Source organism: Shigella sp. SIG3 (assembly GCF_053555855.1).
The window spans coordinates 31,343-53,214 of sequence record NZ_JBQZXE010000014.1 but is presented as its reverse complement, the minus strand read 5'-3'; the positions used below and the strand labels follow the sequence as shown (position 1 = coordinate 53,214).

The following is a 21,872-nucleotide window of genomic DNA, read 5'->3' as shown; positions in this document are numbered from 1 at the left end:
CCCGGAGAGGGTTAGTAGTTCCAGCGATAACGCTGCAAGTCGATTTGCCCGCTTCCCGATACCATCACACCTTCTGCCAGTAATGCCTGTCGCTGACGCTGTAAATCCGGCCCGGTTAGCGAAATTGTGCCATGGCGATTAACCACCCGGTGCCAGGGTAAGGTGCTGCCTTCAGGGAGACGCTTTAACACACCGCCCACCTGGCGCGCGGCGCGGGGCGATCCCGCCAGTTTCGCCACATCACCGTAAGTGGTGACATAGCCTTCGGGAATAGCGGCGACGATTTGCCAGACGCGTTGGGGAAATGAATCTTCTTTTTCCATCTTTTCTTCCTGAGGTAATTTTTCAGCATAATCTGGAAAAACGCCCGAGTGAAGTCGCATTGCGCAAGAAACCAGCATCTGGCACGCAATGGGTTGCAATTAGCCGGGGCAGCAGTGATAATGCGCCTGCGCGTTGGTTTTCAACGCTCTCAATGGGGGCTCTGTTGGTTCTCCCGCAACGCTACTCTGTTTACCAGGTCAGGTCCGGAAGGAAGCAGCCAAGGCAGATGACGCGTGTGCCGGGATGTAGCTGGCAGGGCCCCCACCCATTTCTGCCTCCCACCGTTTCGTCAAAAAATCCCAGCATGGCTAAACTTTAACCACAACTGACGTCGCAAGAATTGTCTGGCTGCGCAGTACGCTTCGGAGGTATGTCTGATGAAGTATGTTGATGGTTTTGTGGTTGCCGTTCCTGCCGATAAAAAGGATGCCTATCGGGAAATGGCCGCTAAGGCCGCGCCATTGTTTAAAGAGTTTGGCGCGCTTCGTATTGTCGAATGCTGGGCCAGCGATGTACCGGATGGCAAAGTGACCGATTTTCGTATGGCGGTGAAAGCGGAAGAGAATGAAGAGGTTGTCTTTAGCTGGATTGAATACCCTTCAAAAGAGGTCCGCGACGCAGCTAATCAAAAGATGATGTCGGACCCACGGATGAAAGAGTTCGGCGAGTCCATGCCGTTTGACGGCAAGCGAATGATCTATGGCGGATTCGAGTCAATCATCGACGAATAGGTAGCGTGACGGGCTGTGCGGCGTGCCGTCAGCCCAAAAATTCACAAATGTTGCTCGGCCCAGCGTAAGAAATCTTCTTTCGGTAATGCCTTGCTGTAGAGCCAGCCCTGACCGTAGTGCACGCCATGCTGGTGTAGCCACTCTTCTTGTTTACTGGTTTCGATTCCCTCCGCTACCATTTTCAGTTTCAGTGTTTTTGCCATTTCGATGATATGCGGCGTGACATTTTTATATTCCAGCGCATCAACGAAAGATTTATCGATCTTCAGAATGTCGACATCCAGATCCTGTAAATAACTTAAACTTGAATACCCCGTACCAAAATCATCAAGATAAATTTCATGGCCCGCCTCCCGGTAGCGAGAAATTATCGGGGCGCTGGTTTTCGGATCGGCAAACTCGCGTTCAGTGAGTTCAAGCGCGATCTGTCTGGGATTAACCTGATAGTGATTGATCATTTCACGCAGCAATTGCGGGATTTTTTCCGAGGTGAGCACGGTGGATTCAAGATTGATCGAAATATGCTGCTGTGGATGCTGACGCAAGCAGTCGCCCATATCTTCAAAGACGCTTCTTATAATCAGTAGCGTCAATGGCTCAGAAAGGCCCGTTTGCTGTGCCAGCGGAATAAAACTATCTGGTGACAACCAACTACCGTCTGTCTGCGGCCAGCGCGCCAGTGCCTCAGCACCGACAATTTTGCCATTGGCTAAGGAGACAATCGGCTGATAGTGCACGCAAATATCACGATTTTCGATAGCATCCTGCAGCCGATGATGCGGTGACTGGATACGGCGCAAAATACGCAGCACAAACATCGCTGCCAGCAGGCCAATCACCAACCCGAGCGGTAACCAAATAAAGACTTGCCGATGCCAGCCTTTCTGCAACATTTTCGTTGAAGCCCAGGTGATGATCGAAATATTCATCTCCGGGAAGGGCAGGATATCGTAAATGATCCCATTATTTTCGATATGCTCACCGGGTGTTTTTTGTAGCCTGGTAATAATTCCCTGAGCAATTTCATCGCTGCTGGTTATGACAACGTTATGGGCATTGCCAATAATGGCGGCATCAATTTGCCATGAGCTATAGGGAATGACATCAATAAAGGAAGCGGGGTCGATCATGACGACATAATGTGCCGTTCCCATGGCGACCATGTAACGGATAATGCCTAAATCGTTATGCGATGTTAACCAGACACGATAACCATCTTTCGAAATTTTACCTGGCTCGGGAAAGGTATCGGGCGGACTTTCATGCTCCAGAGACGAACACTGGGGAACGTTGTTATCGATATAAACCACTTCCTGAATATAGCGATAACTGTAAGATACCCGACGCATTTCCATGAGATGGGCTTCGCTACAGGCAGCGCCTTGCCATCTTTCCAGCTCCTGCAGCGCATCTTTCCCTTGTGTCGCCACCTTATTGGCTCGAATAGCGACGCGGGAGGAATAGGTATCCAGCTCTTCAATAAACGATGTTTCTACCTGCTGATGGGCCAGCCAGATGCTTAAGCCGACAGGCAGCAATACTGAAAGAATCAGTACTCCCGAAATAAGGCCGACCAGATGTCGTGTTCTCACCAGCATATCCTTATTAACACAGTGTAGGGAAAGTATATCTGATTGTGGAAAAAGGCTGGCAGGAGATAAGGAGGTAGAGCTGGTATTTCATGAAGTGATGGGTGGAAACGATCATTGTCATTTGACCAGGCGCAGAGCTTTACGCCTGGTATGTAACCCTAACTTAAGATGTTGATTCGGCGCGAGCGAGGGTAAAAATATCGTAAAAAGACAGTTCACCTTTACGGACGATCATTTTTTGCAGTTGTTCCTTATGAACATCCGCGACACGCGGAGAGTTCAAGATGGCTTCAACCAGCGCGGCAGGTACAAAGCGCGTGTTGTACCATTCGCCGTTATAGCAAACGCGGAAATCCAGCACGTCGATATCTTCATAGCGGTAGCGTGGGTAGACATCGAAAAAGAAGAAACCATTAAGCAGGATAAATAATACAACCAGTAGCCAGACAGAGCCTGACAGCGTTTCGGACTGCAACATCACCGCCAGGGTGGCAAAAAAAGCAACGTACATACCGATAAACAGCCCCGGATGTTTACGGATAAAACTGATACTAAAGCGGGGTTTGTTGTCGCGTTTTTCGCGGGTATTCAGAGACTCAATCGTTTCGGTCAGCAGGCGTTGTATTTCGGTCATCGTTTGCCTTCGTGGTATCTGCAACTTTCCAGGGAACACCCTATTTTAACGTGGGAATAGTAGAGGGGAAGTAACAGATCTACCACAATTTTGCATAACAGTTGCGAAAAACCGATTACAATTTTTTAATTATTCTGGCTGGATTACCGCCCACGACAACGTTGTCCGGGACACCTTTTGTGACAACTGCACCTGAAGCTACCACGACGTTATCACCAATGGTCACACCAGGGTTAATGACCGCGCGTCCGCCAATCCAGACGTTATTACCGATGGTGACGGGTTTCCCCAGTTCAGCACCGCTATTACGTGCTACAGGGTCGATGGGATGTGTTGCCGTGTAGATATGAACGCCTGGTGCCAACATACAGTTATCACCGATGCGAATAGGGCAGACATCAAGCATCACGCAATCGAAGTTGGCGAAAAAATTATTGCCGAGAAAAATGTTATAGCCATAATCACAGCGAAACGTTGGCTCAATATAAGCCTCTGTCACCTGACCGAATAAATCAGCGAGAATTTGCTGGCGTAATGTGTGCTCTTCCGCTAGGGAATGATTGTATCGGTGAATAAGCTGACGAGCGCGCAGGCGATCGCGAGATAACGTCTCATCTGCCGAGCGATACAACTCACCAGCAATCATCTTTTCTTTTTCTGTGCTCATTACTGACCTCCGGTTGCTGAAAATGCGGCAACACAGTAAGACGAAAAGTCAGTGAAGAGAACGTTCTCATTACATCTGTGTGATAAAGATCACATAGGGTATGTCTTCATGGCGAAAAAGTATAAAATTCTTAATAAACAGCCGGTTATAGCTCCGAAAGCGAATTATTTATTAGCGAATAAATTTCCATACTGAGGAAGGGATCTTGTCGTACAGTTTATTCATGGTCAATTCGGCGAGGCGGTGATCTGCGGCTGAGTAAAATACCGCCAGTTCATTATCTGATAATTCGTATTTATTTTTCTCGATAACACGCTCCAGCGTGTCAATTGTCTGGCAACGACGTAAACGCATTAAATAATCGGTTTTTGTTAAAGGTTTTTCGGACATACTTCTACCCATGGTTGTAATAATTCTAACAAGATAAACTCGCAGGATTCTCTTTCGTCGCATTGACAAAACAACGGAATAGTCGATTACCTGACTTCCGCCATTTCTGAAGAGCCTGCATATTAATACCATAACTGCTGAACAACATAAAGGTGTCATCCAGATATTCGTCGATCTGCTCAATGAGCTTATTGTCTTCATTATACTTAATTTTGTAATTAAGTGCGAAGGTCGCAATATGCTCAATCAGTTCATTCAACTGGAGGTTGATCGCCGAGGTTGGGTCGTTAACCCAGCCATGATTGCTTTCTTCAAGGTTTGCAAGACAGTCATGATACAGGGTTTCACAGAGAAACTTAAGCTGTGCGATATCATGTCTTTTGGGTGAGTATTCATCCATAACGCGTCCCCTTCTTAGTGGTTGAACTAACGGACACCTTTCGGGATGGAAAAAACTTACTGACCTAGACTTGCCCTCTCGTTTGTTAGCTTAACTATAAGCCACTCTTTGCAGGTTTTCATCGCATTATTACGAAACATTACAATTAGGAAGGAATCGGGACAGGACTCACTTTTTCATACTAGCACTAACCCGCAGCAGGTAAAAGCAGTTTGCTCGAACTGTTCATAACATTTCAGGATTATCGCCAGATGAAATTGGTGACACTAATACCAGGATTGCTCTGAATATGACGTAATAACCGAGGAATGAATAAAGAATTACCGCAAATAATTAAGAATAGCCTCTAAATGATTATGGATTATTAAATCTATTAGCGCTACTTAATATAAATTAACTAACAATCAGTATTTTTTATGAATTTTATACGTGGTTAATACTGGTTTTCGTATGAGATCCTGAGTTGGTGGTTCAATTACTCCTTAATGTTCGTAGGTTATGCATAAAAAAGGCCGCTTACGCGGCCTTAGTGATTACATGTTGTATCAATGATGATCGACAGTATGGCTGTGCTCGATATCTTCATTCTTGCGGCTAAAGCGGCGGCGAACCACCACAAAGAATACCGGAACGAAGAAGATTGCCAGTACCGTTGCGGTCACCATCCCGCCCATTACACCGGTACCTACTGCGTTCTGCGCGCCGGAACCAGCACCAGTACTGATAACCAGCGGCATAACGCCGAGGATAAACGCCAGCGAGGTCATCAGGATCGGACGTAAACGCATCCGCACCGCATCAAGCGTCGCTTCAATCAGACCTTTACCTTCTTTATCCATCAAGTCTTTGGCGAATTCGACGATAAGTATCGCGTTCTTCGCCGACAACCCAATGGTTGTGAGCAGTCCTACTTGGAAGTAAACGTCATTGGTCAGGCCACGGAAGGTGGCAGCCAGCAACGCACCGATAACCCCCAGCGGAACGACCAGCATAACGGAGAACGGAGTCGACCAGCTCTCGTACAGCGCCGCCAGACACAGGAATACGACAATCAACGAAACCGCGTACAGTGAAGGTGCCTGGTTGCCGGAGAGACGTTCCTGATAGGACATCCCCGTCCAGTCATAGCCAACACCGGTAGGCAGTTTGCTCGCCAGTTGTTCCATCAGCTCCATTGCTTCACCGGTACTTTTACCCGGTGCCGCCTGGCCTAAGATTTCCATGGATGGCAGGCCGTTGTAACGTTCCAGACGCGGCGAACCGTACTCCCAACGAGAAGAGGAGAACGCCGAGAATGGCACCATCTGACCATCAGCAGCACGAACATACCAGTCGCCGATATCATCCGGCAGCATACGGTATTTCGCTTCTGACATGACGTAAACTTTCTTCACACGACCGCGGTCGATAAAGTCGTTCACATAGCTACCGCCCCATGCAGCGCCCAGAGTGGTGTTAATGTCGTTGATAGAAACACCCAGCGCCTGCGCTTTTTCCTGGTCGATATCAATCTTAAACTGCGGGGTATCTTCCAGACCGTTTGGACGTACGCTGGTCAGCATATCAGGGTGCTTCGCTGCTTCTGCAAGCAGCTGGTTACGCGCCTGAGTCAGTTTTTCGTGACCAAGGCCAGCCTGGTCAATCAGCTCAAAGTCAAAGCCGGTTGCAGTACCCAGTTCCACGATTGCGGGCAGGTTAAAGGCGAAAACCATCGCATCTTTGATTTGCGAGAAAGCGCGTGTTGCACGCATGGTAATCGCTTCAACTTTGTTTTCTTCGCCCGGACGATCGGCCCAGTCCTTCAAGGAAACGAACGCAATACCGGTATTCTGACCACGTCCCGCAAAGCCGAAGCCGTTAACGGCGAACACCGACTCAACGTTGTTTTTTTCTTTGGTCAGATAGTAATGCGTTACCTCATTGAGCACTTTCTGCGTACGTTCCTGCGTTGCACCTGCTGGCAGCTGAACCATGGTCATAAATACGCCCTGGTCCTCATCTGGCAAGAAGGAGCTTGGCAGACGCACGAACAGATAGGCCATGCCGACCACGATGATCAGATACAGCACTAGGTAACGCCCCGTACTGCGCAGAATACCGCCTACGCTGTCGGTGTAGTGGTGCGTGCTCTTCTCGAACATGCGGTTAAACCAGCCGAAGAAGCCTTTTTTACCTTCCCCGTGATCGCCTTTGGCAATCGGTTTCAGCATGGTGGCACAAAGAGCCGGAGTCAGGATCAACGCTACCAGTACCGACAGCGCCATTGCTGAAACAATGGTAATAGAGAACTGACGATAGATAGCACCAGTAGAACCGCCAAAGAAGGCCATCGGTACGAATACCGCCGACAGTACCATCGCGATACCGACCAGAGCGCCCTGAATCTGCCCCATCGACTTACGGGTAGCTTCTTTTGGCGGCAAACCTTCTTCCGCCATAACACGCTCCACGTTTTCTACCACAACGATAGCGTCATCCACCAACAAGCCGATGGCGAGCACCATCCCGAACATTGTTAGCGTGTTTATCGAGAAGCCAAAGGCGGCAAGGACGGCAAAGGTCCCGAGCAATACCACCGGTACGGCAATGGTCGGAATCAACGTCGCGCGGAAGTTCTGCAGGAACAGATACATAACCAGGAACACGAGGATGATCGCTTCGACCAGCGTTTTAACCACTTCGTGAATAGAGATTTTCACGAACGGCGTGGTGTCGTACGGGTAAACAATTTTCAGACCCGACGGGAAGAACGGTTCCATCTTCGCCAGTTCAGCACGGATTGCCGCAGCGGTATCCAGCGCGTTTGCACCGGTCGCCAGCTTGATCCCCAGACCGGAAGCCGGTTGGCCGTTAAACTCTGCGATGATGTCGTAGTTCTCACCACCCAGCTCAATCTTCGCCACATCACGCAGCAGTACGCGGGAACCATCCTGATTCACTTTCAGCAGGATTTTGCCGAACTCTTCAGTAGAGGTCAGACGCGTCTGAGCAATAATAGAGGCGTTAAGCTGTTGGCCTTTCACCGGCGGCGTACCACCGAGCTGACCCGCCGCAACCTGGGCGTTCTGCGCTTTGATGGCGGTAATGACATCAACCGGCGTTAGCTGGAATTTGTTCAGCTCATTCGGGTTCATCCAGATACGCATCGCGTACTGTGAACCGAACAACTGAACATCACCCACGCCCGACGTACGGCTGATGGCATCTTTCATATTCGCCGCTACGTAGTCAGAGATATCCTCCTGCGTCATGGTGCCATCGGTGTTGATAACGCCGACAACCATCAGGAAGCTGCTGGATGATTTCTCAACGCTCACCCCTTGCTGCTGAACTTCTTGCGGCAGCAACGGCATCGCCAGCTGCAGTTTGTTCTGCACCTGAACCTGCGCGATATCCGCATCAGTACCAGACTCAAAGGTCAGGGTGATCTGCACGGTACCCGTGGAGTCACTGTTAGAGGACATGTACATCAGGTTATCGATACCGTTCATATTCTGTTCGATAACCTGTGTCACCGTGTCCTGCACTGTTTTCGCATCAGCGCCGGGGTAGGAGGCGGAGATCGTTACTGCCGGCGGTGCAATCGTAGGATATTGTGCCACCGGCAGTTTGAGGATCGCCAGCCCCCCTGCCAACATGATGATAATGGCGATCACCCACGCAAAAATCGGGCGATCGATAAAGAAATTAGGCATGTCTTAACGGCTCCTGTTTAAGTTAAGACTTGGACTGTTCAGGCTGAGCACCGCTTGCGGCTTGCTGGTTATTATCAGCGGTAACTTCTTGTGCTTTTACCTGGACACCAGGACGCACTTTCTGCAGCCCACTTATTACTACGCGATCGCCTGCTTTCAGACCTTCTGTCACCAGCCACTTATCGCCAATAGCCTGGCTTGCAACGATCGGACGGGTTTCCACTTTGTCATCCGCGCCAACTACCAGTACGGTGGCATCACCACGCGGCGTACGGGTTACGCCCTGTTGCGGGACTAAAATAGCGTTTGGATTAAGCCCTTCTTCCAGACGTGCGCGCACGAACATACCCGGCAGCAGAGTGTGATCCGGGTTCGGGAAGATAGCGCGTAGGGTGATAGACCCAGTGGTCTGATCAACGGTAACGTCAGAGAATTCCAGCGTACCGTCCTGCGGGAACTTAATGCCGTCACTGGTGATCAGCGACACTTTGGCTTTGCCGTTCTCTTGTTTCAGCGTGCCATTCGCCAGTTCCTGTTTCAGGCGCAGGAAGTCGTTGCTGGACTGGGTCACATCAACGTAGATCGGATCAAGTTGCTGCACGGTTGCCAGCGCAGTCGCCTGACCGTTCTGTACCAATGCGCCTTCCGTCACGTTCGACTTACCAATGCGACCGCTAATCGGAGAGGTGACTTTGGTGTAAGCCAGATTGATCCGCGCAGTTTCAACGGCAGCTTTCGCCGCAGTTACCGCAGCATTCGCCTGTTGCGCATCAGCCAGAGCCTGATCGTACCCTTGCTTACTGATGTACTGAGTACCGAGCAGTTTCTGATAACGATTCACCGTCAATTGCGCGATATTGGCTGCAGCCTGGGCTTTCGCCAGATCACCTTTCGCACTGTCGTATGTCGCCTGATAGGTCGCAGGATCAATCTGATAGAGAGAGACACCAGCTTCGATGTCGCTACCTTCTTTGAAATTACGCTTCAGGATAATCCCGCTAACTTGAGGACGAACTTCTGCGATCCGGTAGGCACTGGTGCGACCCGGAAGCTCGGTTGTGATCTGCAGAGGTTCAGTTTTGACTGTTACTACGCCAACGGCGGGCATCTGCTGGCCACCTTGTTGGGCCTGTTTGTCGTCACATCCTGTTAGGGCTAAGCTGCCTGAGAGCATCAGAACGACCGCCAGAGGCGTAAACCCTCTGTTTTTGTTCATATGTAAACCTCGAGTGTCCGATTTCAAATTGGTCAATGGTCAAAAGTTAATAAACCCATTGCTGCGTTTATATTATCGTCGTGCTATGGTACATACATTCACAAATGTATGTAAATCTAACGCCTGTAAATTCACGAACATATGGCACGAAAAACCAAACAAGAAGCGCAAGAAACGCGCCAACACATCCTCGATGTGGCTCTACGTCTTTTCTCACAGCAGGGGGTATCATCCACCTCGCTGGGCGAGATTGCAAAAGCAGCTGGCGTTACGCGCGGTGCAATCTACTGGCATTTTAAAGACAAGTCGGATTTGTTCAGTGAGATCTGGGAACTGTCAGAATCCAATATTGGTGAACTAGAGCTTGAGTATCAGGCAAAATTCCCTGGCGATCCACTCTCAGTATTAAGAGAGATATTAATTCATGTTCTTGAATCCACGGTGACAGAAGAACGACGTCGATTATTGATGGAGATTATATTCCACAAATGCGAATTTGTCGGAGAAATGGCTGTTGTGCAACAGGCACAACGTAATCTCTGTCTGGAAAGTTATGACCGTATAGAACAAACGTTAAAACATTGTATTGAAGCGAAAATGTTGCCTGCGGATTTAATGACGCGTCGGGCAGCAATTATTATGCGCGGCTATATTTCCGGCCTGATGGAAAACTGGCTCTTTGCCCCGCAATCTTTTGATCTTAAAAAAGAAGCCCGCGATTACGTCGCCATCTTACTGGAGATGTATCTCCTGTGCCCCACGCTTCGTAATCCTGCTACTAACGAATAACCCTGAATCTGACTCCAGGATTTTTCCTGGACATTTTCGTCGTTGCTATTCTGGTTCACTGCGTCGTGATATTCTTGCGGTTTGACTTTTTCAGGTCGTTCTTCAGGTTCAGAAACCTTCATTCATCATGACTATGTTCCAGTATTACAAACGATCACGGCATTTTGTTTTTTCAGCATTTATTGCTTTTGTTTTTGTCTTGTTATGCCAGAACACGGCGTTTGCGCGGGCGTCATCGAATGGTGATCTGCCGACAAAAGCGGACCTGCAGGCGCAACTTGACTCACTAAATAAACAAAAAGATCTTTCTGCTCAGGACAAACTGGTGCAGCAGGATCTGACAGATACATTAGCCACCCTCGATAAAATCGATCGCATAAAAGAAGAGACAGTTCAGCTACGGCAAAAAGTCGCTGAAGCGCCGGAAAAAATGCGCCAGGCGACCGCGGCGTTAACAGCACTTAGCGATGTCGATAACGACGAAGAAACGCGCAAAATTCTGAGTACGCTTTCGTTGCGCCAGCTGGAAACTCGCGTTGCCCAGGCGCTGGACGATTTGCAAAACGCACAAAACGATCTGGCGTCTTATAACAGCCAGCTGGTTTCGTTACAGACGCAGCCCGAACGCGTGCAAAATGCGATGTATAACGCTTCGCAGCAGCTGCAACAAATTCGCAGTCGTCTGGATGGGACTGATGTCGGCGAGACTGCCTTACGTCCCAGCCAGAAAGTGTTAATGCAGGCTCAGCAGGCGTTGCTGAATGCGGAGATTGACCAGCAGCGTAAAAGCCTGGAAGGGAACACCGTCTTGCAGGATACCTTGCAAAAGCAACGTGATTACGTGACGGCGAACAGCGCCCGTCTGGAGCATCAGTTGCAGCTGTTGCAAGAAGCGGTAAACAGCAAGCGCCTGACTTTAACTGAAAAAACGGCGCAGGAAGCCGTCTCCCCGGATGAAGCCGCGCGTATTCAGGCTAATCCGCTGGTGAAACAGGAACTGGAAATTAACCAGCAGTTAAGTCAGCGTCTGATTACCGCGACTGAAAACGGTAATCAGTTGATGCAGCAAAACATTAAAGTCAAAAACTGGCTGGAGCGGGCGCTGCAATCGGAACGCAATATTAAAGAGCAGATTGCCGTCCTGAAGGGCAGCCTGCTGTTGTCTCGTATCCTTTACCAGCAACAACAAACGCTGCCCTCGGCGGATGAACTGGAAAACATGACCAACCGCATCGCGGATTTGCGTCTCGAACAGTTTGAAGTTAACCAGCAGCGTGATGCACTCTTCCAGAGCGATGCGTTCGTCAACAAACTGGAAGAAGGTCACACCAACGAAGTCAACAGCGAAGTTCACGATGCGTTATTGCAAGTGGTTGATATGCGTCGCGAATTGCTGGATCAACTCAACAAACAGTTGGGTAACCAGCTGATGATGGCCATTAACCTGCAAATCAACCAGCAGCAGTTAATGAGCGTATCGAAAAACCTGAAATCCATCCTGACTCAGCAAATCTTTTGGGTGAACAGTAACCGTCCAATGGACTGGGACTGGATCAAAGCGTTCCCGCAAAGCCTGAAAGATGAATTTAAGTCGATGAAAATCACGGTGAACTGGGAAAAAGCCTGGCCTGCCGTTTTTATCGCTTTCCTCGCCGGTTTGCCGCTGCTGTTGATTGCCGGGCTGATCCACTGGCGTCTGGGCTGGCTGAAAGCGTATCAACAGAAACTGGCTTCCGCTGTGGGTTCCCTGCGTAACGATAGCCAGCTCAACACACCAAAAGCGATCCTTATCGACCTGATCCGCGCGCTGCCGGTGTGCCTGATTATTCTCGCGGTTGGCCTGATTCTGTTGACCATGCAGCTCAATATCAGCGAACTGCTATGGTCGTTCAGTAAAAAACTGGCGATTTTCTGGCTGGTGTTTGGCCTGTGCTGGAAGGTACTGGAGAAAAATGGCGTTGCCGTGCGTCACTTCGGCATGCCGGAGCAGCAGACCAGCCACTGGCGTCGGCAAATTGTCCGCATCAGTCTCGCGTTGCTGCCTATCCATTTCTGGTCTGTGGTGGCAGAACTTTCCCCGCTGCATCTGATGGATGATGTGCTGGGGCAGGCGATGATTTTCTTCAACCTGCTGCTGATTGCCTTCCTGGTATGGCCAATGTGCCGCGAAAGCTGGCGTGATAAAGAGTCGCACACCATGCGACTAGTCACTATTACCGTGCTGTCGATTATCCCGATTGCATTGATGGTGCTGACTGCCACGGGTTATTTCTACACCACGCTGCGCCTCTCCGGGCGTTGGATTGAAACCGTTTATCTGGTGATCATCTGGAACTTGCTCTACCAGACGGTATTGCGCGGCTTAAGCGTAGCGGCGCGGCGTATCGCCTGGCGTCGTGCGCTGGCGCGTCGGCAGAATCTGGTGAAAGAGGGCGCAGAAGGTGCCGAACCGCCGGAAGAACCCACCATTGCACTGGAGCAAGTTAACCAGCAGACGCTGCGTATTACCATGTTGCTGATGTTTGCGCTGTTCGGTGTCATGTTCTGGGCAATTTGGTCCGATTTGATCACCGTGTTCAGCTATCTCGACAGCATCACGCTCTGGCATTACAACGGCACTGAAGCTGGCGCTGCGGTGGTGAAAAACGTCACCATGGGCAGTCTGTTGTTTGCGATTATCGCCTCAATGGTGGCCTGGGCGTTGATTCGCAACCTGCCTGGTTTACTGGAAGTGCTGGTGCTCTCGCGACTGAATATGCGCCAGGGCGCGTCGTATGCCATTACTACCATCCTTAACTACATCATTATTGCCGTTGGTGCGATGACGGTGTTCGGATCGCTGGGCGTCTCTTGGGATAAACTCCAGTGGCTGGCCGCAGCATTATCCGTAGGTCTTGGTTTTGGTTTACAAGAAATTTTCGGTAACTTCGTCTCCGGTTTGATCATTCTGTTCGAACGTCCGGTGCGTATTGGCGATACGGTAACCATTGGTAGCTTCTCGGGGACGGTAAGTAAGATCCGTATTCGTGCGACAACGATTACCGATTTCGATCGCAAAGAAGTGATCATCCCGAACAAAGCGTTTGTTACCGAGCGTCTGATCAACTGGTCGTTGACTGACACTACTACGCGTCTGGTGATCCGTCTCGGCGTGGCCTATGGCTCCGATCTGGAAAAAGTGCGTAAAGTGTTACTGAAGGCGGCGACTGAGCACCCAAGGGTGATGCACGAACCAATGCCGGAAGTCTTCTTTACGGCATTTGGTGCCAGCACGTTGGATCATGAGCTGCGTCTGTATGTGCGTGAACTGCGTGACCGTAGCCGTACTGTCGATGAGCTGAACCGTACTATCGATCAGCTGTGCCGTGAAAACGACATCAACATTGCCTTTAACCAGCTTGAAGTGCATCTGCACAACGAGAAGGGCGATGAGGTGACGGAAGTAAAACGCGACTACAAAGGCGACGATCCGACACCAGCGGTTGGGTAATAACCAAAGGGGGCGACATTTAGTTGCCCCGAGATTACTGACAAAGTGCGCGTTGTTCATGCCGGATGCGGCGTGACCGCCTTATCCGGCCTACGAAACCGCAAGAATTCAATATATTGCAGGAGCGGTGTAGGCCTGATAAGCGTAGCGCATCAGGCAGTTTTGCGTTTGCCCGCAATCTTAGGGGACATTTAGCGGCCCCATTTATTTCTCACTTTTCCGCCTCATCATCGTGCGTTAATTTCTTTTCATAATCACGCTTTACAATATCCAGCGCGCGCAGCACGGTACTGGCAGGGATCTGATTTTCCTCCAGCAGCACAATCAAATCGACAGCCAGTTTGACATCGTCAGGGGCATTTTCAAGTGACATACTCTTTCCATTGCTAGCGGGTTAAGCGCGCTAGCCTGTTTTCGATTTTTTCCAGCGCATGGCGGCAGCGTGCCAGGCGCGCTTCATAGGCTTCCACTTCACGATGCAGCGTTTGCTGTTCCACGAGATCGGTCACCCGCGCCAGGCGGGCTCTGCGTTCGGCAACCATCTCACGTAGCCGCCGCTCAAAATCCTGATGCTGAATACGTTTACGCTGCCAGCGGGCAATTTTCGGTGGCGCACTGTCCCACTCGCGCAATGACCAGGCGGCGGCTTCACGCGCGATGGCTTCCAGTTGTGCCGCCAGATGTTCCGCCAGCCAGGCCACTTGCGGCAGCTGTTGCTGCTCAACTGCATGACGAAGCGCAGCCAGATTATCGCCCGCCTCGTCGAGACAAGCCTGTAGTGTTGTCGCACGAGTCTGAAAAAGATGCCTGTCGAAACGAGCACTTAGCGTGGCGAACTGTGACACCGGGGCACAACGCTGACGCAGCGTAGCGAGCTGTCCTTCCAGTTTTTCCAGCAGCAGGGCGGTTTTCACGATAAGACCTCAATGAAAATGATAATTGTTATGCTAAAGTAGCCACTCTGTAAGCTGACAACACTCAATATGCAACGAATCATTTTAATCATCATTGGCTGGCTGGCGGTAGTGCTGGGTACGCTGGGCGTGGTATTACCGGTATTACCGACGACGCCGTTTATCCTGCTGGCGGCCTGGTGCTTTGCCCGTTCTTCCCCGCGCTTTCACGCCTGGTTGCTGTACCGCTCATGGTTTGGCAGCTATCTACGTTTCTGGCAGAAACATCATGCGATGCCGCGCGGCGTCAAACCGCGGGCGATTTTGCTTATTTTGCTCACGTTTGCCATTTCTCTGTGGTTCGTCCAGATGCCATGGGTGCGCATCATGTTGCTGGTAATTCTCGCCTGTTTGCTTTTCTATATGTGGCGAATTCCGGTGATTGATGAAAAGCAAGAAAAGCACTGAAGCACAACAATCGCAGTTGCAATTATTGCGTACAGCCAGTACATTCTGGCGTTTTCGAGCACAGGCGCAGGCGGTCAAAGGTTAAACAACGGTTACTTTTGATACGTTTAAAACGCGCCGTGAGTACCACCGTAACAAGCAGGCATACACTTATGACCGCGACTGCACAGCAGCTTGAGTATCTCAAAAATAGCATCAAAAGCATTCAGGACTACCCAAAACCCGGCATTCTTTTCCGCGATGTCACCAGCTTACTGGAAGACCCGAAAGCTTACGCTCTCAGCATCGACTTGCTGGTTGAGCGTTACAAAAATGCGGGCATTACCAAAGTTGTCGGCACCGAAGCGCGTGGCTTCTTGTTTGGCGCTCCGGTAGCTCTGGGTCTGGGCGTTGGCTTTGTACCGGTCCGTAAACCGGGCAAACTGCCGCGTGAAACCATCAGTGAAAATTACGACCTGGAATACGGCACCGATCAGCTGGAAATCCACGTTGATGCCATCAAACCGGGCGACAAAGTTCTGGTGGTGGACGATCTGCTGGCAACCGGCGGCACTATCGAAGCGACCGTTAAACTGATCCGTCGTCTGGGTGGTGAAGTGGCTGACGCTGCGTTCATTATCAACCTGTTCGATCTCGGCGGCGAACAGCGTCTCGAAAAACAGGGCATTACCAGCTACAGCCTTGTCCCGTTCCCGGGCCATTAATTATCGCCAGTCTTGTGCTGCCCACGCTACGGACAGCACAAGATGTGCATTCAGCCTCGCCGTTCTGACGGGGCTGTGTTAGCATTACCCCTTCGTGAATCCACCTTCCAGCGTTTCAGAGCCTGCCAATGAGTTATCAGGTTTTAGCCCGAAAATGGCGCCCACAAACCTTTGCTGACGTCGTCGGCCAGGAACATGTGCTGACCGCACTGGCGAACGGCTTGTCGTTAGGGCGTATTCATCATGCTTATCTTTTTTCCGGCACCCGTGGCGTCGGAAAAACCTCTATCGCCCGACTGCTGGCGAAGGGGCTAAACTGCGAAACCGGCATTACCGCGACGCCGTGCGGCGTGTGCGATAACTGTCGTGAAATCGAGCAGGGGCGCTTTGTCGATCTGATTGAAATCGACGCCGCCTCGCGCACCAAAGTTGAAGATACCCGCGACCTGCTGGATAACGTCCAGTACGCTCCGGCGCGTGGTCGTTTCAAAGTTTATCTGATCGACGAAGTGCATATGCTGTCGCGCCACAGCTTTAACGCACTGTTAAAAACCCTTGAAGAGCCGCCGGAGCACGTTAAGTTTCTGCTGGCGACGACCGATCCACAGAAATTGCCGGTGACGATTTTGTCACGCTGTCTGCAATTTCATCTCAAGGCGCTGGATGTCGAGCAAATTCGCCATCAGCTTGAGCACATCCTCAATGAAGAACATATCGCTCACGAGCCGCGGGCGCTGCAATTGTTGGCGCGCGCCGCTGAAGGCAGCCTGCGAGATGCCTTAAGTCTGACCGACCAGGCGATTGCCAGCGGTGACGGCCAGGTTTCAACCCAGGCGGTCAGTGCGATGCTGGGTACGCTTGACGACGATCAGGCGCTGTCGCTGGTTGAAGCGATGGTCGAGGGCAACGGCGAGCGCGTAATGGCACTGATTAATGAAGCCGCTGCCCGTGGTATCGAGTGGGAAGCGTTGCTGGTGGAAATGCTCGGCTTGTTGCATCGTATTGCGATGGTACAACTTTCGCCTGCTGCACTTGGCAACGACATGGCCGCCATCGAGCTGCGGATGCGTGAACTGGCGCGCACCATACCGCCGACGGATATTCAGCTTTACTATCAGACGCTGTTGATTGGTCGCAAAGAATTACCGTATGCGCCGGACCGCCGCATGGGCGTTGAGATGACGCTGCTGCGCGCGCTGGCGTTCCATCCGCGTATGCCGCTGCCTGAGCCAGAAGTGCCACGCCAGTCCTTTGCACCCGTCGCGCCAACGGCAGTAATGACGCCAACCCTGGTGCCGCCGCAATCAGCGCCGCAGCAGGCACCGACTGTACCGCTCCCGGAAACCACCAGCCAGGTGCTGGCGGCGCGCCAGCAGTTGCAGCGCGTGCAGGGAGCAACCAAAGCAAAAAAGAGTGAACCGGCAGCCGCTACCCGCGCGCGGCCGGTGAATAACGCTGCGCTGGAAAGACTGGCTTCGGTCACCGATCGCGTTCAGGCGCGTCCGGTGCCATCGGCGCTGGAAAAAGCGCCAGCCAAAAAAGAAGCGTATCGCTGGAAGGCGACCACTCCGGTGATGCAGCAAAAAGAAGTGGTCGCCACGCCGAAGGCGCTGAAAAAAGCGCTGGAACATGAAAAAACGCCGGAACTGGCGGCGAAGCTAGCGGCAGAAGCCATTGAGCGCGACCCGTGGGCGGCACAGGTGAGCCAACTTTCGCTACCAAAACTGGTCGAACAGGTGGCGTTAAATGCCTGGAAAGAGGAGAGCGACAACGCAGTATGTCTGCATTTGCGCTCCTCTCAGCGGCATTTGAACAACCGCGGCGCACAGCAAAAACTGGCTGAAGCGTTGAGCATGTTAAAAGGTTCAACGGTTGAACTGACTATCGTTGAAGATGATAATCCCGCGGTGCGTACGCCGCTGGAGTGGCGTCAGGCGATATACGAAGAAAAACTTGCGCAGGCGCGCGAGTCCATTATTGCGGATAATAATATTCAGACCCTGCGTCGGTTTTTCGATGCGGAGCTGGATGAAGAAAGTATCCGCCCCATTTGATCGTAAGCACAGCTTACGTTCGTCATCCTTAACGTGATTGAGAGAGAAACCTATGTTTGGTAAAGGCGGTCTGGGTAACCTGATGAAGCAAGCCCAGCAGATGCAAGAAAAAATGCAGAAAATGCAGGAAGAGATCGCGCAGCTGGAAGTTACCGGCGAATCTGGCGCAGGTCTGGTAAAAGTGACCATCAACGGTGCACACAACTGCCGTCGCGTAGAGATCGACCCGAGCCTGCTGGAAGACGACAAAGAGATGCTGGAAGACCTGGTGGCTGCAGCATTCAACGACGCAGCACGTCGTATTGAAGAAACGCAGAAAGAAAAAATGGCCTCTGTATCCTCCGGAATGCAGCTGCCGCCTGGCTTTAAGATGCCGTTCTGATGCAAACCAGCCCGCTGTTAACACAGCTTATGGAAGCACTGCGCTGTCTGCCGGGCGTTGGCCCGAAGTCGGCGCAGCGTATGGCGTTCACGCTGCTTCAGCGCGATCGTAGCGGCGGGATGCGTCTGGCGCAGGCGCTCACCCGGGCGATGTCGGAAATCGGCCACTGCGCCGATTGCCGCACTTTCACCGAACAGGAAGTCTGTAACATCTGTTCGAATCCGCGTCGTCAGGAAAACGGTCAAATCTGTGTGGTGGAGAGTCCGGCGGACATCTACGCCATTGAGCAGACGGGGCAGTTTTCTGGTCGTTATTTTGTGTTGATGGGGCATCTGTCACCGCTGGACGGCATCGGTCCGGATGATATCGGGCTTGATCGTCTGGAACAGCGTCTGGCAGAGGAAAAAATCACTGAAGTGATCCTCGCCACCAATCCCACGGTTGAAGGTGAAGCTACCGCTAACTACATTGCCGAGCTTTGCGCGCAATATGACGTGGAAGCCAGCCGAATCGCTCATGGCGTACCGGTTGGCGGCGAACTGGAAATGGTCGATGGCACCACGCTGTCACACTCCCTCGCCGGGCGTCATAAGATTCGTTTTTAAGCAAACGAGAGCAGGAGCACCTGCTCTCGCTTGAAATTATTCTCCCTTGTCCCCATCTCTCCCTCATCCTGTTTTTAACCTTAAAATGGCATTATTGAGGTAGACCTACATGAAAGGACAAGAAACTCGTGGTTTTCAGTCAGAAGTGAAACAGCTTCTGCACCTGATGATCCATTCTCTCTATTCCAATAAAGAAATCTTCCTGCGTGAGCTTATCTCTAACGCCTCCGATGCGGCGGACAAGCTGCGTTTCCGTGCGCTATCTAACCCGGACCTGTACGAAGGTGATGGCGAACTGCGCGTTCGTGTCTCTTTCGATAAAGACAAGCGCACGCTGACCATCTCCGATAACGGCGTGGGGATGACCCGCGACGAAGTGATTGACCATCTGGGGACTATCGCTAAATCCGGTACCAAATCATTCCTCGAATCCCTGGGTTCTGACCAGGCGAAAGACAGCCAGCTGATCGGTCAGTTTGGTGTTGGTTTCTACTCTGCGTTTATCGTGGCCGACAAAGTGACCGTGCGTACTCGCGCGGCAGGCGAAAAACCAGAAAACGGCGTCTTCTGGGAATCGGCTGGCGAAGGTGAATATACCGTTGCCGACATCACCAAAGAAGATCGTGGTACTGAAATCACCCTGCATCTGCGTGAAGGCGAAGACGAGTTCCTCGATGACTGGCGCGTGCGTTCCATCATCAGCAAATACTCCGACCATATCGCGCTGCCGGTAGAGATCGAAAAACGCGAAGAGAAAGATGGCGAAACCGTTATCTCCTGGGCAAAAATCAACAAAGCGCAGGCGCTGTGGACTCGTAACAAGTCGGAAATCACCGATGAAGAGTATAAAGAGTTCTACAAACACATCGCCCACGACTTTAACGATCCGCTGACCTGGAGCCACAACCGCGTTGAAGGTAAGCAGGAGTACACCAGCCTGCTGTACATCCCGTCCCAGGCTCCGTGGGATATGTGGAACCGTGATCATAAACACGGCCTGAAACTGTACGTTCAACGCGTGTTTATCATGGACGACGCTGAACAGTTCATGCCGAACTATCTGCGCTTCGTGCGTGGTCTGATTGACTCCAGCGATCTGCCGCTGAACGTTTCCCGTGAAATCCTCCAGGACAGCACGGTAACGCGTAACCTGCGCAATGCGCTGACCAAGCGTGTGCTGCAAATGCTGGAAAAACTGGCGAAAGACGACGCGGAAAAATACCAGACCTTCTGGCAACAGTTTGGCCTGGTACTGAAAGAAGGTCCGGCGGAAGATTTCGCTAACCAGGAAGCGATCGCCAAACTGCTGCGTTTTGCTTCTACTTATACCGATTCTTCTGCGCAGACCGTGTCTCTGGAAGACTACGTTTCCCGCATGAAAGAAGGGCAGGAGAAAATCTACTACATCACTGCAGACAGCTATGCGGCAGCGAAGAGCAGCCCGCACCTGGAACTGCTGCGTAAGAAAGGCATCGAAGTTCTGCTGCTTTCCGACCGCATCGATGAGTGGATGATGAACTATCTGACTGAGTTCGACGGTAAACCGTTCCAGTCGGTGTCTAAAGTTGACGAGTCGCTGGAAAAACTGGCTGACGAAGTTGATGAGAGCGCGAAAGAAGCGGAGAAAGCACTGACTCCGTTCATCGACCGCGTGAAAGCTCTGCTCGGCGAGCGCGTGAAAGATGTCCGTCTGACTCACCGTCTGACCGATACGCCAGCGATCGTTTCGACCGACGCGGACGAAATGAGCACTCAGATGGCGAAACTGTTCGCTGCGGCGGGCCAGAAAGTGCCAGAAGTGAAATACATCTTCGAACTGAACCCGGATCACGTACTGGTGAAACGTGCGGCAGATACTGAAGATGAAGCCAAGTTCAGCGAGTGGGTAGAACTGCTGCTGGATCAGGCGCTGCTGGCAGAACGCGGCACGCTGGAAGATCCGAACCTGTTTATTCGTCGTATGAACCAGCTGCTGGTTTCCTGATGTCATGCCGGATGACCTTTGTGTCATCCGGCATTTTTCTTTTCATCATCTGTACTTTCCGCAAATTATCTCGCCATTAACCGTTTCAGCCTCAGGTGCCTTTCTTGAGGCAATCGCCTGTTGGTGGTATCGTTTATCGCTTTTTCAAAAAAATCGACACATTTTAAGGGGATTTTCGCAATGCGTATCATTCTGCTTGGCGCTCCGGGCGCGGGGAAAGGGACTCAGGCTCAGTTCATCATGGAGAAATATGGTATTCCGCAAATCTCCACTGGCGATATGCTGCGTGCTGCGGTCAAATCTGGCTCCGAGCTGGGTAAACAAGCAAAAGACATTATGGATGCTGGCAAACTGGTCACCGACGAACTGGTGATCGCGCTGGTTAAAGAGCGCATTGCTCAGGAAGACTGCCGTAATGGTTTCCTGTTGGACGGCTTCCCGCGTACCATTCCGCAGGCAGACGCGATGAAAGAAGCGGGCATCAATGTTGATTACGTTCTGGAATTCGACGTACCGGACGAACTGATTGTTGATCGTATCGTAGGCCGCCGCGTTCATGCGCCGTCTGGTCGTGTTTATCACGTTAAATTCAATCCGCCGAAAGTAGAAGGCAAAGACGACGTTACCGGTGAAGAACTGACTACCCGTAAAGACGATCAGGAAGAAACCGTGCGTAAACGTCTGGTTGAATACCATCAGATGACTGCACCGCTGATCGGCTACTACTCCAAAGAAGCGGAAGCGGGTAACACCAAATACGCGAAAGTTGACGGTACCAAGCCGGTTGCTGAAGTTCGCGCTGATCTGGAAAAAATCCTCGGCTAATCAAGCCGCAGCAGATCTGCTTTCGGGCA

At 51.4% G+C, this 21,872-nt stretch carries 20 protein-coding genes, 1 other RNA gene and 1 other annotated feature; of the genes, 11 read left to right on the top strand and 10 right to left on the bottom strand.

Annotated features, from left to right (window positions below):
- Positions 1-11: 11 nt before the first annotated feature.
- Positions 12-323 (bottom strand): MGMT family protein, encoded by a 312-nt coding sequence (locus ACUU1I_RS05165; protein WP_000409911.1) that lies wholly within the window; start codon positions 321-323, stop codon positions 12-14.
- Positions 324-485: 162 nt separating this feature from the next.
- On the opposite strand from ACUU1I_RS05165, the gene ffs reads away from it, so the two are divergent.
- An RNA gene (gene ffs / locus ACUU1I_RS05160) (signal recognition particle sRNA small type) lies at positions 486-582 on the top strand.
- Between the two features lie 119 nt (positions 583-701).
- Entirely contained in the window at positions 702-1,055 is a 354-nt protein-coding gene (locus tag ACUU1I_RS05155; RefSeq protein WP_000878140.1) for a DUF1428 domain-containing protein, read from the top strand.
- A gap of 41 nt (positions 1,056-1,096) precedes the next feature.
- On the opposite strand, the gene pdeB is transcribed toward ACUU1I_RS05155, so the two are convergent.
- From pdeB to acrA, 7 genes are all read right to left on the bottom strand, one after another.
- Positions 1,097-2,647 (bottom strand): cyclic-guanylate-specific phosphodiesterase PdeB, encoded by a 1,551-nt coding sequence (gene pdeB / locus ACUU1I_RS05150; protein ID WP_152030563.1) that lies wholly within the window; start codon positions 2,645-2,647, stop codon positions 1,097-1,099.
- A gap of 163 nt (positions 2,648-2,810) precedes the next feature.
- Entirely contained in the window at positions 2,811-3,281 is a 471-nt protein-coding gene (locus ACUU1I_RS05145) for a YlaC family protein (protein ID WP_000136192.1), read from the bottom strand.
- A gap of 115 nt (positions 3,282-3,396) precedes the next feature.
- Positions 3,397-3,948: a maltose O-acetyltransferase gene (maa, locus tag ACUU1I_RS05140; protein ID WP_000102569.1), complete on the bottom strand. Its 552-nt coding sequence runs from the start codon at positions 3,946-3,948 to the stop codon at positions 3,397-3,399.
- A gap of 171 nt (positions 3,949-4,119) precedes the next feature.
- A complete protein-coding gene (locus ACUU1I_RS05135) occupies positions 4,120-4,338 on the bottom strand; it encodes an HHA domain-containing protein (RefSeq protein ID WP_001291435.1) in 219 nt (72 codons plus the stop codon).
- 25 nt (positions 4,339-4,363) lie between these two features.
- Positions 4,364-4,738: an Hha toxicity modulator TomB gene (gene tomB, locus ACUU1I_RS05130; RefSeq protein WP_000344797.1), complete on the bottom strand. Its 375-nt coding sequence runs from the start codon at positions 4,736-4,738 to the stop codon at positions 4,364-4,366.
- 545 nt (positions 4,739-5,283) lie between these two features.
- Positions 5,284-8,433, bottom strand: a complete 3,150-nt coding sequence (gene acrB, locus ACUU1I_RS05125; RefSeq protein ID WP_001132472.1) for an efflux RND transporter permease AcrB — start codon at positions 8,431-8,433, stop codon at positions 5,284-5,286.
- Between the two features lie 22 nt (positions 8,434-8,455).
- Positions 8,456-9,649: a multidrug efflux RND transporter periplasmic adaptor subunit AcrA gene (gene acrA / locus ACUU1I_RS05120; RefSeq protein ID WP_024260158.1), complete on the bottom strand. Its 1,194-nt coding sequence runs from the start codon at positions 9,647-9,649 to the stop codon at positions 8,456-8,458.
- 141 nt (positions 9,650-9,790) lie between these two features.
- On the opposite strand from acrA, the gene acrR reads away from it, so the two are divergent.
- Complete coding sequence (gene acrR / locus ACUU1I_RS05115; protein ID WP_000101737.1) at positions 9,791-10,438, top strand: multidrug efflux transporter transcriptional repressor AcrR; 648 nt, start codon at positions 9,791-9,793, stop codon at positions 10,436-10,438.
- 127 nt (positions 10,439-10,565) lie between these two features.
- Positions 10,566-13,928, top strand: a complete 3,363-nt coding sequence (mscK, locus tag ACUU1I_RS05110; protein ID WP_000177726.1) for a mechanosensitive channel MscK — start codon at positions 10,566-10,568, stop codon at positions 13,926-13,928.
- A 211-nt stretch (positions 13,929-14,139) separates the two neighbouring features.
- On the opposite strand, the gene rsmS is transcribed toward mscK, so the two are convergent.
- Positions 14,140-14,301 (bottom strand): pleiotropic regulatory protein RsmS, encoded by a 162-nt coding sequence (gene rsmS, locus ACUU1I_RS05105; protein ID WP_000051152.1) that lies wholly within the window; start codon positions 14,299-14,301, stop codon positions 14,140-14,142.
- 13 nt (positions 14,302-14,314) lie between these two features.
- Positions 14,315-14,842, bottom strand: coding sequence for a primosomal replication protein N'' (priC, locus tag ACUU1I_RS05100; RefSeq protein WP_000844872.1), 528 nt, complete (start codon positions 14,840-14,842; stop codon positions 14,315-14,317).
- A 69-nt stretch (positions 14,843-14,911) separates the two neighbouring features.
- Here priC and ACUU1I_RS05095 point away from each other — a divergent pair, with 69 nt between their 5' ends.
- The 7 genes from ACUU1I_RS05095 (at position 14,912) to adk (ending at position 21,843) form a co-directional block, all read left to right on the top strand.
- Positions 14,912-15,289 (top strand): DUF454 family protein, encoded by a 378-nt coding sequence (locus ACUU1I_RS05095; RefSeq protein ID WP_001188905.1) that lies wholly within the window; start codon positions 14,912-14,914, stop codon positions 15,287-15,289.
- A gap of 152 nt (positions 15,290-15,441) precedes the next feature.
- Positions 15,442-15,993: an adenine phosphoribosyltransferase gene (apt, locus tag ACUU1I_RS05090; protein WP_005052987.1), complete on the top strand. Its 552-nt coding sequence runs from the start codon at positions 15,442-15,444 to the stop codon at positions 15,991-15,993.
- Between the two features lie 128 nt (positions 15,994-16,121).
- Positions 16,122-18,047, top strand: a complete 1,926-nt coding sequence (gene dnaX, locus ACUU1I_RS05085; RefSeq protein WP_000122038.1) for a DNA polymerase III subunit gamma/tau — start codon at positions 16,122-16,124, stop codon at positions 18,045-18,047.
- Positions 17,380-17,444 (top strand) — a sequence feature (DnaX frameshifting element). It overlaps the preceding gene by 65 nt.
- 52 nt (positions 18,048-18,099) lie before the next feature.
- Positions 18,100-18,429, top strand: coding sequence for a YbaB/EbfC family nucleoid-associated protein (locus ACUU1I_RS05080; protein ID WP_000467098.1), 330 nt, complete (start codon positions 18,100-18,102; stop codon positions 18,427-18,429).
- Positions 18,429-19,034, top strand: coding sequence for a recombination mediator RecR (gene recR, locus ACUU1I_RS05075; protein ID WP_001195025.1), 606 nt, complete (start codon positions 18,429-18,431; stop codon positions 19,032-19,034). The genes ACUU1I_RS05080 and recR overlap by 1 nt, the downstream gene beginning before the upstream one ends.
- Before the next feature lie 109 nt (positions 19,035-19,143).
- Complete coding sequence (gene htpG, locus ACUU1I_RS05070) at positions 19,144-21,018, top strand: molecular chaperone HtpG (protein ID WP_000678191.1); 1,875 nt, start codon at positions 19,144-19,146, stop codon at positions 21,016-21,018.
- 180 nt (positions 21,019-21,198) lie between these two features.
- Entirely contained in the window at positions 21,199-21,843 is a 645-nt protein-coding gene (gene adk / locus ACUU1I_RS05065) for an adenylate kinase (protein WP_001220233.1), read from the top strand.
- The last annotated feature ends 29 nt before the right edge of the window (positions 21,844-21,872 follow it).